The organism is Psychrobacter sp. D2 (assembly GCF_013608135.1).
Taxonomy (GTDB): Bacteria; Pseudomonadota; Gammaproteobacteria; order Pseudomonadales; family Moraxellaceae; genus Psychrobacter; species Psychrobacter cryohalolentis.
Window position 1 is genome coordinate 431,413 of record NZ_JACDXZ010000002.1, and the last position, 12,573, is coordinate 443,985.

A 12,573-nucleotide genomic window follows, 5' to 3' on the forward strand; every position below is an offset into this window, starting at 1 on the left:
ATATAATGTTTAGTAATGAGCAGTGAATAGGACTAATATTCAATTTTATCAAAGACTTAGTATCTTTGATAAAAGCGAATCAGCACAATAATGAGACGATAAAGGCTGGTAAGCTATCTTCTAAAGTGTAGCATGGGTGACTTCGCATATTAAAGAAGTTAGCGGATTAAGTTAACGGCAATGCCGAGGCGGTTAAAAGCGTGTGAGATTGAAAGTTATAGGATAGGTCAGAAATATGGGCAAAATTATTGGAATACCTTTTATACGTGAATTGGTAGCGTTTGCTAAAAAAGATATATAATTATGATATCTAAAATATAGGCACTGAAAACATGAATATCGAAAGCGACACCGCCAATCAAATCGCCAATCAAGTAGAAATAATCTATGAAGATGAATTTCTGGTGGCGATTAATAAAGAGGCTGGGCTGTTGGTGCATCGCAGTTGGCTGGATAAAGGCGAGACACGCTTTGCCATGCAGCTCACCCGTGATGCGGTAGGTTGCCATGTATTTCCGGTGCATAGGTTAGACAAGCCTACGTCAGGCGTGTTGTTATTTGCCAAGAGCTCAGCCGTGGCGCGCAGCCTTACTGAGGCTTTTACTGAACACAAAATGACCAAGCAATATTTAGCTGTGGTGCGCGGCTATATGTCAGAACAAGGCACCGTTGATTATGCGTTGAGCTTTCAGCCCGATGCTATTGCCGATAAGTTCGCTAATTTGGATAAACCGGCTCAAGAGGCAGTGACCCATTGGCAAAGTTTGGCACAAATTGAGTTGCCATTTGCGGTGTCAAAAAAGCATGACACGAGCCGCTATAGTCTAATGCGCTTAACCCCCGAGACCGGACGTAAGCATCAACTGCGTCGGCATATGAGACATTTATTCCATCATATCGTGGGTGATACCAGCCACGGCGATATACGTCACACACGATTTTTTCGTAATCACTATGATTGTACTCGCATGCTGCTACATGCTCAGAGTTTAGCGCTCAGCCATCCGGTCACCGGTGAGCCGTTATTGCTAAAAGCGGGACTAGACGATCAATGGATGCGCATTTTGGAAGAGTTTGCTTGGGTAGAGAGCGCTAAAGTTTAAGCAGTGTAAAGTTTAGGGTTTATCTTCAAAAGTCATATCAAAGAAGTCGACATACAGGTCTTAGTGTAGTTAGCGGGTTTTAAAATAATAAAGACAGAACATACGGGTGCTGCAATCGAAGGTTCAGGTTCAGGTTCAGGTTCAGGTTCAGGTTCATAGTGAGGAATTGAACTGACATTTGCTGTCAAATTCGTAGGCAGTAACCTGGAAGATTACCATTTCAAAAAATACTCATTTGTAGTAATAACTTCACCAGTTTTTCAACCCCTTAACTCAAATCGCTATTTGGACTGTTTCCAAATAATCGTTTATATTCTCGGCTAAATTGGCTGGGGCTTTCATAGCCTACTTGCATGGCAATCTGTGATATTTGAGAGTCATTGGATATGATCAGACGCCTCGCTTCCATTAATCGTAATTTTTTTTGATACTGTAGCGGACTCAACTGTGTAATCTCTTTAAAGTGTTGGTGAAAACCTGAGATACTCATACCACATCGGCTCGCCAAGTCTCCAATCACCACAGGTTCGTCTAAATGCGTTTTTAGCCAATCGGTTGCTTGTGAAATACGGTGAGTATGACTGCCATTGATGACCAGTTGTCGCAACTTATTCCCTTGTTGTGCCGAGAGCATGCGATAATAAATTTCTTGCTGTATTAAAGAAGATAAAAAATCAGTATCATTTGGACAATCAAGTAAGTTTACCAATCGCTCAAACGCTTGCATTATAGCGTCATCTAATTGCCATTTTATTCCCAAATTACCTTCTTTTACTTGTTGTTGAGGCGGTATTCTAGCGAGTACTTCTTGAATCATCACAAGATTTAATTTCATTGATAAAACGATGACAGGATGGTCTGACGAAGCATGCTTAATGTGCATACTTAAAGGAATATCGACAGGGCAAAACATCAGGCTGCTATTGTCAAATTTTTGGCAATCTTTTCCTAAGTAAATCTCGCGCTCGCCTTGCAGGACGATACATATGCTAGGCTCTTGAATGTAGCTGACGGTTTTACTTGGCCTGTCAGCGCAATAGAAAAATAAGTTTGGAATAGTAGATTCGATCGTTTTATTTTTGGGTAATAGTCTAAGTAATTGTTCAATGGTTTTTGTCTGCATGATGTTTTTCTTATTTTTAGGTTTGCTTGATAATATAAATTTTTGGATAATTAGGCAAGAGTTTCGTAGGACTGTTCTAACGGATTGTTGGTTGCGCATCTATAATAATCCCATCACGACGCATCAAGTCTGATTTTAATCATATTCAATAAATCTAAATAAGGAACGCATAATGAAAATATTTTATAAAACTCGTGCTACAGCAACTGGTGGTCGTTCTGGACATACAGGTCTTGACGATGGTTCGCTCGGTTTTGACTTGGTATCCTTTCAAGAAAAAGATAAAGAGGGGGTGAATCCAGAGCAGCTGTTTGCGATGGGTTACGCTGCGTGTTTTGATAGTGCGCTAAATATGACTGCACAACAAATGAAACTACCGGTAACCGCTTCGAAAACATCTGCTCAAGTTGGTATTGGTATGAAAGCGGATAATAGCTATAACTTAGATATAGAGCTGTCTGTCGAAGTATCTGGTATTGATGAAGCCCAAGCACAAACTCTAATCGAGACCGCTCATCAAGTTTGCCCATACTCTAATGCCACTCGTGGCAATGTTGATGTGCGCTTGCATGTTACGGTTGTTTAAATAGCGTTTGTCATTAAAAGCCAATAACTATAAAAAATAATACAACAATAATAAAATGTAAAATTGCTTGGTTACTCTAGGTAGCCAAGCAATTTTTTATGGTACTAAGCAATATAAATACTGCAATATAAATACTAAAATTCTTACACAAGCTCCAGTTTATTGTCTTCCGCTGACTAAGTTACAATGGCTAGCAGCAAATGATAAATCGATTGTATAAGCACTGGGCACATAAGCTGCCAATTGCTTTTAGCTCAGATTAAACTGTTTATGGGCGTCTGTTAGATGCATTGTACTGACACTTAAAAGGCAGATAATGACTTTTGATGAAGTAGCGCAGACCAGTAAGGTTAGCAACTAAGGTAAGTAATGATATAATGCCCCGACAATCGATATTTTATGAAGGGTTTACCTTATGGCTCGTACAGCTAGCGCATTACACATTTTAGTAAAAGACAAAGAACAAGCTGAAGATATCCTTGCCAAGCTTAAAAAAGGCAACATGTTTGATGTGTTGGCTAAGAAATACTCAACCTGCCCATCAGCTAAAAAAGGCGGCAGCTTAGGTGAGTTTAAGCAAGGCGATATGGTACCGCCGTTTGATAAAATTTGCTTCAGCGGCGAACTCCTCACCCCACACTTAGTGAAAACCAAATTTGGCTGGCATGTGGTTAAAGTGCTTTACAGAACGTAAGGGTTAGATTCTGAGCTTTGATTGATATCAATCTAGGATTTTCCGGTACATTCCATATTTTACCGATAAAAAAAGCCTCAGTCGTTAGACTGGGGCTTTCTAAATATTTGGTAGGCATAAGCAGACTCGAACTGCTGACAACACCCTATATCGTTCAAGATAGATCAACCAAATATCATAATACGACAATATCTTATATGTATTGATTTTATTAGCTTACAGAATCGATTCTATAGGCTGTTTTTTATGTGTCATCGATATTGTACATGGCTATGCACTATAAGGTTTAAAAGTGATGGCGATATTTACTTTTCACCACACTCACAGCATTTCGACCACCTATCACATTTATCACAAATAGATGCCGCGCTGCAGCCACACTTCGGGCAGTTACAACTAGCGCTATAACGTATCGCTGGTATCAATGAGTTCACTCTATCTTTAGAAGTCACTTTCATGATAAGTCTTCGTCTGTGATGACTCATTCAGTCTGCCACTACTCACTAATTAAGACAACAATACCGCAATCAGTGGCTTTATTGTTGGATGCATCACAATAGATAGTGCTCTTGCACATAGGTCACACATAGCTCATAAAAAGCTTGAGCGGGCGGGGAAATAGATTTGTCAGCCAGTTTAAAGATACCGATTTGTCTGTTTAAAGAAGGGTCAAGTAAGTTTATCCAAACCAGCTCGGGCTCATTAGAAGGAAAGGCGAGTTTCGGTAGGGTGGTGATACCAAGATCGTTTCTTAACAATGAGAACAGTGAGGTGATATTTTCTACCGTATAGCGAGCTTTGCGGTTGAGCACTTCTGCAGGTGTGTTCTCAAGTAGTCGACAGGTACCATTATAAATAAAAGGCTCTGCCATGAGTTGTTGCCATTTTAGCCCTTGAGAGTGACGTGATTCATGATTCAGCGCATTGCTTTTAAGACAAACCACACCGATAGGGTCTGATATAAGTGGGGTAAAATCAATATCTGTTTGATTGATACTGGTACAGTTACCTAATGCCAAATCCACCTCGCCCGTGAGCAACCGATTTGCGACGCCAACCGCGTTATCATCTATCAAAACAATTTCAATATCAGGATATTTCTTTGAATAGGCGACCAATACGCTAGGCAGTAGCTTAGTCACCAGTGATGGCACGCTAGCAATTCTTATCTTCCCTTTATCGCCTGCTGCGGTCGCTCTTAAGTCCTCTTCAAATGCTTGGTAAATACTGATGAACTGCTGAATCTTTGGCAAGCAACTTTCCCCAAACGGCGTCAGTGTTGCTTTATTGCCACTTTCGAATAAACGCTGATCCAGTGTTTTTTCCAGCTCTTTTATCGAGGCGGATAATGCGGCCTGTGTTCTATTGGCGCGGTTGGCTGCCACGCGAAAACCCCCTTCTTCTACCACAAACAAAAAATGTCGTAACTGTTGTAGTTTCATAATCGTTAGTGCCTTTATGCTTGCTGCCGTTGATCAGGTACTATTTATTATAGCGATAGATTAAATCTATCATATTTAATATTTAATTAGTTAGATTTGTCATTATTTATTGCGTAGGATAATCAATAACACAGAAATTGCCAAACCATTCATTCAAAGGATATGACGATATGACGACTCCCTCAACCAAACAAGCGGTTCAGACTTCACTTTACGCCTCAAAAGCACCTCTTGAATGGGCAGTCACGAGTAATGGCACGTTATACACCGCGCAGATTCCTATTGATGAAAACGGTGATGTGGTCGCAGGTGGTATCGAAGCCCAAACCCGGCAAACCCTTGATAATTTAAAGCATACTTTAGAATGTGCCAATGTAGGCATGGACTCAGTCTTACAGGTACTCATTTATGTTACTGATCGTGAATATCTAAAAACGGTCAATCAAGTCTATGCGGAATATTTTACAGCACCTTATCCAAATCGCGCGGCTTTAGTGATAGCAGGACTTGCTCGTGAAGAGATGTTGGTTGAGCTAGTCGTTTATGCGAACGTACCATAGTTTTTCACTATATTTATACAGCTCTTTAAATCATTTGATAACGTAAATTTTAATAAACTGAGGACGCCACTATGTCAGCTCAAAACACACAAAAAGTATCACAGCAAGACCCACAGCAATCACTTTATATCAATGGTGAATGGCAAGCGGGTAGCGATACCATTACTAATATTAATCCCTCTGATATCACTGAAACTATCGGCGAGTTCGCCCAAGCCAGTAGCGATCAAGTTAAGGATGCTATTGCTGCTGCCCGTCAAGCGCAGCCAAAGTGGGAGGCAATGCCGTTAGAGAAGAAGCAATCGATTTTGCAGGCAATTGGCGATGAAATGATTGCCCGTTGTGATGAGCTAGGTACTTTGCTATCACGTGAAGAAGGCAAGCCATTTCTTGAGGGTCGCGGCGAGATTTATCGTGCAGGTCAGTTCTTTCATTATTACGCCGCTGAGGTGTTACGCCAAATGGGCGATACTGCAGATTCAGTACGTCCAGGGGTTAAAGTAGAAGTAACTCGTGAGGCAGTCGGCGTCGTCGCCATTATCTCTCCTTGGAACTTCCCAACCGCAACTGCTGTGTGGAAAATCGCCCCAGCCTTAGCATTTGGCAATAGCGTCATTTGGAAGCCTGCCAATTTAACACCAGCCAGTGCGGTCGCCTTAGCTGAAATCATTCACCGTCAAGGGTTGCCTGAAGGCACATTCAACTTGGTATTGGGCGGCGGCTCATCAGTTGGTGATGCACTCATTCATTCAAAAGATATCGATGCGGTCAGCTTCACAGGTTCAGTGCCAACCGGTCGTAAAGTGGCTGCGGCAACCGCGCCTAACTTTGTGCGCTGCCAGCTGGAGATGGGTAGTAAGAATGCTTTAGTTATCGCCGATGATGCTGATTTACAAGTCGCTATTGATGCAGCGGTTGCTGGTGCGTTTGGCGGTTCAGGACAAAAATGTACGGCATCTTCACGTTTGATTGTCATGGATGGTATTCATGATGCTTTCGTCGATGGTGTCATCGCAAAAATGAAAACCCTAAAAGTTGGTCATGCGCTTGATGACGGTATCTTTATGGGTCCTGTGATTGATGATAAGCAACTTGCATCCAACCTAGATTGGATTGAAAAAGCCAAGCAAGCTGGTGCGAACTTAGCCTTTGGTGGCGAGCGTTTAGATATGCCACATGATGGCTATTATATGTCGCCTACCTTGTTTACTGAGACCGATAACAGCTGGGATATCAATCAAGAAGAAGTATTCGCACCACTAGCTTGTGTCATGCGCGTTAGCAGTTTAGAGGAAGCGATTGCGATGACCAATGATACTCGCTTTGGTCTAACAGGCGGCATCATCACCCAAAGCTTGCGTAATAGTTCAATGTTCAAAGAGCAAGTACAAGCAGGTTGCGTCATGGTCAATCTAGCCACTGCTGGTACGGACTATCATGTGCCTTTCGGTGGTCGTAAAGAGTCAAGCTTTGGTCCGCGGGAGCAAGGTCAGTATGCTAAAGAGTTTTATACCATCGTTAAAACCGCTTATCAAAAAGCTTATTAAAAGTCAGTTAATGACATGTGCTAATAGTGATGTGTGGCTGGTAAAGATTCTCTGACATGCTGCTTGAAACCCTGATAGAGGCTGCCAAAGCTTATCCCGCCATAATGCATTTGTAAAAGTATAAAAGGAATTAACTATGTATCAAGACCATATCGTCATTGACGGCTTACAATATAGCCATTGGGATCGTGACTATTTCAAAATGCTGCAAGCCAGCGGTATCAATGCGGTACATGCCACCTTGGTTTATCATGAGGATTCACGGCAGACAATGACGCGTTTTGCAGAATGGCATGCACGCTTTGAGCAAAACTCAGATCTTATCTTGCCAGTCTATTCAGTCACTGATATTGAGAGGGCAAAGCAGCAAGGCAAAGTCGGTATTCTTTTTGGCGCACAAAATTGTTCACCGATTGATGATGAAATTGGTCTTATCAGTGTGATGCGCCGTTTAGGACTACTGATCATGCAGCTGACATATAATAACCAAAGCTTACTAGCGACCGGTTGTTATGAGAAGAATGATAGTGGCATTACGCGTTTTGGTCAGCAGGCGATAGCAGAGATGAATCGAGTTGGTATGATTATCGATATGTCGCATAGCGCAGAGCGCTCAACGCTTGAAGCGATTGAGCATTCTACGCGCCCGATATGTATCAGTCATGCCAATCCAACGGCTGCACACGATGCGTTGCGTAATAAATCTGATACCGTTATTAGTGCCTTGACCAAAGCAGGCGGGCTGTTAGGTTTTAGCTTATATCCGTTTCATCTGCCTAATGGTAGTGATTGTACGCTCAATGATTTTTGCAGTATGGTTGCTGATTGTGCCGATAAATACGGCGTTGATCATTTAGCTATTGGTAGTGATTTGTGCCTGAACCAACCACAAGCAGTACTTGAGTGGATGCGCAATGGACGCTGGTCAAAGGCCATGGATTATGGCGAAGGTAATGCCAACAATTCAGGTTGGCCGGATACTTTGCCATGGTTTGCAGGAAAAGACGGTATGGAGAATATTTATAACGGTCTGCTCAAACATGGTTTTAATGATGCTGATGCTGGAAAAATCATTGGACAAAACTGGTTTAATTTTCTTGAGAGTGGCATTAAACCTTTAGTGTAAGTGCTAGGCACAGATGTAGCCTTCTAAAATGCTGGCTAAAACTCAAAGTAACAAGCATTAAAGTATAGATGGGTAAGACGGTTTAGATAAAACGCCAATTTAAATGACGCAACATTATCATATGGAATCACATCATGGCTGATTTAAAAGGATTTAACAGTAAGCGACATGAGCAAGGACGCTCTCAAGAAACCGATAAGATAGCAGATGCTTTAGCGCATGCAGACAATCCATTAGATACTTTAGGGCTAAAAAACCCAGCATTTTGGTACAGTGGCGGCTTTATTATTGTGTTTGTTCTTATGGCCATCTTTGCCGAAGAGCGCTTGGCAAAATTAATCAATATCGGATTTTCTTGGTCGGCAACGGTCTTTGGTCCTTTTTGGCAAATCTTATTGTTAGGGACCTTTGTGATTGCGTTGGCAGTTGGGGCAGGTCGCACGGGGCGCGTCATTTTAGGTAATCTAGCTAGGCCTGAGATGGACAGTTTTAAATGGATGGCAATTTTATTCTGTACGCTACTTGCTGGCGGCGGCGTCTTTTGGGCAGCCGCTGAACCTATCGCTCATTTCGTTAGCGCACCGCCTGTCTATGCTGAAACCGCTGATATCCAACAACGCGCTTTCAATGCGCTATCTCAGTCCTTTATGCATTGGGGATTTCTAGCTTGGTCTATTGTCGGTAGCTTGACTGCTATTGTAGTGATGCATCTACATTATGATAAAGGCTTACCGCTTAAACCGCGTACACTTTTATATCCTATGTTTGGTGAACGCGTGCTGACAGGTCAAACGGGTGCAATTATCGACGCTTGCTGTATTGTCGCGGTTGCTGCCGGTACGATCGGTCCTATTGGATTTTTGGGATTACAAACCAGCTATGCGTTGAATACGCTGTTTGGTATTCCTGATACCTTTACTACCCAACTTATCATTATCATCTTTGCTATTGCACTTTATACGCTCTCAGCCATTAGTGGTCTTGCTCGAGGTATGCAGCTGCTCAGTCGCTTTAATGTCATATTGGCCTTTGGTCTGATGGTCTTTATTTTGATGTTTGGTCCTAGCAAATTTATTGTTAATGGGTATATTCAAGGTGTTGGCACCATGGTGCAAAACTTTATCCCGATGGCAACCTATCGTGGTGATGAAGCTTGGCTTGGTGGTTGGACGGTTTTCTTTTGGGGCTGGTTTTTGGGTTATGGCCCGATGATGGCGATATTTATCGCTCGTATCTCACGCGGTCGCACGATTCGTGAATTGATTACGACCGTGTGCATTTTGGCGCCATTGGTTACCTGCTTTTGGTTCACGGTCATCGGCGGTTCGGGTCTTGCGTTTGAGATTGCCAATCCTGGTAGTGTGAGTACAGCATTTGAAGGCTTTAATCTTCCTGGAGCACTGCTTGCCATCACTCAGCAGCTGCCATTTCCTTTGATTACTTCCTTATTGTTTATCATTCTAACCATGGTTTTCATTGTTACTACTGGTGATTCGATGACCTATACCATCAGTGTCGTGATCAGTGGTGAGAGAGAGCCAAATGCTATTATTCGCACCTTTTGGGGCGTGATGATGGGGGTGACGGCGATTGTTCTTATCTCGCTTGGTGCAGGCGGCGTGACAGCGTTGCAGTCCTTTATTGTCATTACGGCGGTGCCTGTATCCTTTGTTTTGCTGCCATCACTATGGAATGGACCAAAAATTGCGCAGCAGATGGCAAGGGATCAGGATCTTTATCGCCCTAATAGAGTGGAAACTGCCCATCAGCTCATCGAAGAGCAGCTTGTCGAAAAAAATGAAAAAATAGACTAGGTAGCGCTTTATTATAGATGATCATTTATTTGCGTATAAAAGCCGTAAATCCAAAGTATTAAAAGGTGGTTGGTTCAACACATTATTGAAGGTGATAGTTATATGGAACATACTTTGCCAAACAACGATAGGCTAGATGCAGTCAGCTTCCGTACACCCGATGTGGTGATGCATTCTGAACGACTCGGCGCTATGCACCAAACGCGTATTAGCTTCGTCCGTACGTTATTGCGCAAAATCGACAAAGAGCATTGGACATTAAGCAAGCACCTATGGGATTTAGATAACGACGGTTATGGACAAGTGATTTATCGCTTGCAAACCCCTGAGCATGTTTATCATCTGGTGGTATTTTGCAATCAGATTGCCGATGAAGATCGTAACGATCGCGTCATTGCGCAAAAATGGGATGTCACCTTTGCCCTCGTTTATGGAGAGATAGGAGACGAGCTACTTGCCAATCTAAAAGCCAATGTGCCATTACAAGAAGCGGGTCGTAACTCAAACATGGTGATGGTGCTGGCACGTGCCAACAAAAGCGTACGAGTCTTTGATCATATTGTCAGCTCACTTGCTGACGGGCAGCAGCCTGATTTGGACGTACTGGCGCAAGTCGGCTATATCCTGCGTACTACGGCAGTTTATGGTAATGGTAAATTTGGTATTTATGACTTTAAACCGCTAGATCACAGCGAGGATTTTAATCAATCTTTTCGCGCCCAGATGTGTGCGGTGTATCTCATTCGAGAATTTAGCCTTGACTGGGTCGATTACTTGGCTCAAAAAAAGGGTGGTGATAAAGCGGTCAGCTTGCATCCGGATATTAAGCAGTATCTGGGCATAGGTAATGCGACTGGTCTTGGAATGGCACCTTATCTCATCAATCATCCTTGTGTCGTTGATCAATGGCTGAGTGCGCGTGAAGGAGCGCTACAAGCAGTGTTGGTCTGTAATATTGAAGATGACCGTAATAATAATAAAATCCAGCAGCTTTCAAACTTAATGAAGCGCGCTATCCAGCATTTCTCTGAAGTGGTGACTATCAATGAGCCGCAAATTCTATTGAATAATACCGTCGTTGATGAGCTGAATAAGCTACAAAACAACTTTACGAGCGAGATTGAAGGATGTGACACGTGGGCTGATTTTTTACAGCGTCAGGCGCACCTTAGTTTTGAGAGCCAAGAGGTCATTATTTCTTGCATAATGGAGCTGTATCCTGAGCTTGTTGATGCGTTTGCAGGGCAAGCCAATGCTGATGAAACCATGTCACTGCCCGGTGGCAAAGTCGTGCAAGATTTGATTGACGTATTAGAAGCGCGTTATCAATGGGCGATCAGTATTGATTTTGAGGCAGAAGATAATGTCTATTGGTTCTGGTATCGCTCAGAAGATAAAGAAGAGCCAAGAATGGGTGTGCGCGGACAAGAGCGTGGCGATGATAAGGAATTCCTATTAGATATTGGTAGGCAGGCGAATACTTTATATCTGGCATTACAACAAGCGGATCCACAGCAATTGTTATCAGAATTTATCTTAAAGCAACCAAAGTATCGTTCTATTGCTCGGCGCGTCTGGACAATGGGGCATAAAAAGATGGGCGATATTCAGATTAATGTGCTGCAAAAGACGGCATTACCAATGCATTTGTTACGCTGTAAATTGTCTATGTTTGGCGCCACTAAGTTCGATCCAAGATCAGATCGCTGGGTGCGTGTCACGCTATTCCAAGGTGCGCCTTTGTTTGCTGAAGTACACAGCGATGAGTGGCTGTTTCCTTTATTACCAAATTTATCTGTACCGAAAAGAGGGCTAACCCATGATCGTATCGCATAACGAAATAGTGACCATGGTGAATAAAGCTTTTTTGGGCATGCAACGTGAAGTAGGCGAAGCTGACCTTATTGCTTCCATGGTAGCTGAGCTACAGATGGCTGGTCTAAATGGTATTTTGCATTTCAATAATGCCAGTCCTTTTATTTTGTCTGAACGTGATGTTGCGATTGATATCATCTATCAAGGCGAGGGTGAAGTCAGATTAGACTTGCATGGGAGCAGTTTGGTCTGTCATTTACCGGCAGTGATGGATTATGTGATTGAAAAGATGGGCAGTCGCGATCATTTTAAAGTGTATTTGCAGAATTGTCATAACCGCTGGCTGGCTTATAGTGAGCTTGCAAAACTGGCGGCAAAAGGCATCGCTTGTTTGGCGAAGTGGGACAATGGTAGCGCACCCAAGCATACGATATTTACTTTAGATAAAAGATTTGTTTATCCTGATCTATATTTTTTTAATGAAGCGCAGGCAAATTATAATACCAATGACATGGTCATTGAGCTATCAACAACCAACTTTGATATTGAACAGGATATTCAGTACTTTGATCGTAAAGTATCAACAGATGAGTTGTATGAAACCCATCAAAGGGCATGGAAAGAAGGTATTTATGTTGATGATGGGCAGTGGGCAACTCTGAAAAAAAGCGCTGCAGCAATATTGGTCGAAAACAGTGAGGCATCAAGTAAAGGAGCAGGAGGTATATAGGTTATAGAGCAAGCACGCGTTGCTGCTCAAACG

11 protein-coding genes are annotated in these 12,573 nt (G+C 42.6%); 9 read left to right on the forward strand and 2 right to left on the reverse strand.

From position 1 onward, the window contains the following. Positions 1-332: 332 nt before the first annotated feature. Positions 333-1,103: a tRNA pseudouridine(65) synthase TruC gene (gene truC, locus H0262_RS04535; RefSeq protein WP_133105023.1), complete on the forward strand. Its 771-nt coding sequence runs from the start codon at positions 333-335 to the stop codon at positions 1,101-1,103. Positions 1,104-1,371: 268 nt separating this feature from the next. On the opposite strand, the gene H0262_RS04540 is transcribed toward truC, so the two are convergent. Beyond that, positions 1,372-2,325 (reverse strand): AraC family transcriptional regulator, encoded by a 954-nt coding sequence (locus H0262_RS04540; RefSeq protein ID WP_259275399.1) that lies wholly within the window; start codon positions 2,323-2,325, stop codon positions 1,372-1,374. A gap of 73 nt (positions 2,326-2,398) precedes the next feature. Between H0262_RS04540 and H0262_RS04545 the strand changes: the two genes are divergently transcribed. Together H0262_RS04545 and H0262_RS04550 are read left to right on the forward strand one after the other, a co-directional pair. Further along, entirely contained in the window at positions 2,399-2,812 is a 414-nt protein-coding gene (locus H0262_RS04545) for an organic hydroperoxide resistance protein (protein ID WP_181209837.1), read from the forward strand. Between the two features lie 415 nt (positions 2,813-3,227). Continuing rightward, positions 3,228-3,506 carry a peptidylprolyl isomerase gene (locus H0262_RS04550; protein WP_011514138.1) on the forward strand — a complete coding sequence of 93 codons (279 nt, stop codon included), beginning with the start codon at positions 3,228-3,230 and terminating at the stop codon, positions 3,504-3,506. A 551-nt stretch (positions 3,507-4,057) separates the two neighbouring features. Here H0262_RS04550 and H0262_RS04555 read toward each other — a convergent pair. Continuing rightward, positions 4,058-4,948, reverse strand: a complete 891-nt coding sequence (locus tag H0262_RS04555) for a LysR family transcriptional regulator (RefSeq protein ID WP_181209838.1) — start codon at positions 4,946-4,948, stop codon at positions 4,058-4,060. Between the two features lie 170 nt (positions 4,949-5,118). Between H0262_RS04555 and H0262_RS04560 the strand changes: the two genes are divergently transcribed. The 6 genes from H0262_RS04560 (at position 5,119) to H0262_RS04585 (ending at position 12,540) form a co-directional block, all read left to right on the forward strand. Next, positions 5,119-5,508, forward strand: coding sequence for a RidA family protein (locus H0262_RS04560; RefSeq protein ID WP_011514136.1), 390 nt, complete (start codon positions 5,119-5,121; stop codon positions 5,506-5,508). Between the two features lie 71 nt (positions 5,509-5,579). After that, positions 5,580-7,055, forward strand: coding sequence for an aldehyde dehydrogenase family protein (locus H0262_RS04565; protein ID WP_181209839.1), 1,476 nt, complete (start codon positions 5,580-5,582; stop codon positions 7,053-7,055). 136 nt (positions 7,056-7,191) lie between these two features. Then, positions 7,192-8,181: a membrane dipeptidase gene (locus H0262_RS04570; RefSeq protein ID WP_020443957.1), complete on the forward strand. Its 990-nt coding sequence runs from the start codon at positions 7,192-7,194 to the stop codon at positions 8,179-8,181. A gap of 134 nt (positions 8,182-8,315) precedes the next feature. Next, positions 8,316-9,995, forward strand: coding sequence for a BCCT family transporter (locus tag H0262_RS04575; protein WP_181209840.1), 1,680 nt, complete (start codon positions 8,316-8,318; stop codon positions 9,993-9,995). Positions 9,996-10,097: 102 nt separating this feature from the next. Beyond that, positions 10,098-11,831, forward strand: coding sequence for a hypothetical protein (locus H0262_RS04580; protein WP_181209841.1), 1,734 nt, complete (start codon positions 10,098-10,100; stop codon positions 11,829-11,831). Next, a complete protein-coding gene (locus tag H0262_RS04585) occupies positions 11,815-12,540 on the forward strand; it encodes a DUF3726 domain-containing protein (protein WP_181209842.1) in 726 nt (241 codons plus the stop codon). Before H0262_RS04580 ends, H0262_RS04585 begins: the two co-directional genes overlap by 17 nt. Positions 12,541-12,573 lie beyond the last annotated feature (33 nt).

Excerpts from the sequence above, each read along its gene's own strand:
- H0262_RS04585 (WP_181209842.1), top strand. The coding sequence starts at position 11,815 with ATGATCGTATCGCATAACGAAATAGTGACCATGGTGAATAAAGCTTTT.
- H0262_RS04540 (WP_259275399.1), bottom strand. The coding sequence starts at position 2,325 with ATGCGCAACCAACAATCCGTTAGAACAGTCCTACGAAACTCTTGCCTA.
- truC (WP_133105023.1), top strand. The coding sequence starts at position 333 with ATGAATATCGAAAGCGACACCGCCAATCAAATCGCCAATCAAGTAGAA.
- H0262_RS04570 (WP_020443957.1), top strand. The coding sequence starts at position 7,192 with ATGTATCAAGACCATATCGTCATTGACGGCTTACAATATAGCCATTGG.
- H0262_RS04565 (WP_181209839.1), top strand. The coding sequence starts at position 5,580 with ATGTCAGCTCAAAACACACAAAAAGTATCACAGCAAGACCCACAGCAA.
- H0262_RS04550 (WP_011514138.1), top strand. The coding sequence starts at position 3,228 with ATGGCTCGTACAGCTAGCGCATTACACATTTTAGTAAAAGACAAAGAA.
- H0262_RS04545 (WP_181209837.1), top strand. The coding sequence starts at position 2,399 with ATGAAAATATTTTATAAAACTCGTGCTACAGCAACTGGTGGTCGTTCT.
- H0262_RS04560 (WP_011514136.1), top strand. The coding sequence starts at position 5,119 with ATGACGACTCCCTCAACCAAACAAGCGGTTCAGACTTCACTTTACGCC.
- H0262_RS04575 (WP_181209840.1), top strand. The coding sequence starts at position 8,316 with ATGGCTGATTTAAAAGGATTTAACAGTAAGCGACATGAGCAAGGACGC.
- H0262_RS04555 (WP_181209838.1), bottom strand. The coding sequence starts at position 4,948 with ATGAAACTACAACAGTTACGACATTTTTTGTTTGTGGTAGAAGAAGGG.
- H0262_RS04580 (WP_181209841.1), top strand. The coding sequence starts at position 10,098 with ATGGAACATACTTTGCCAAACAACGATAGGCTAGATGCAGTCAGCTTC.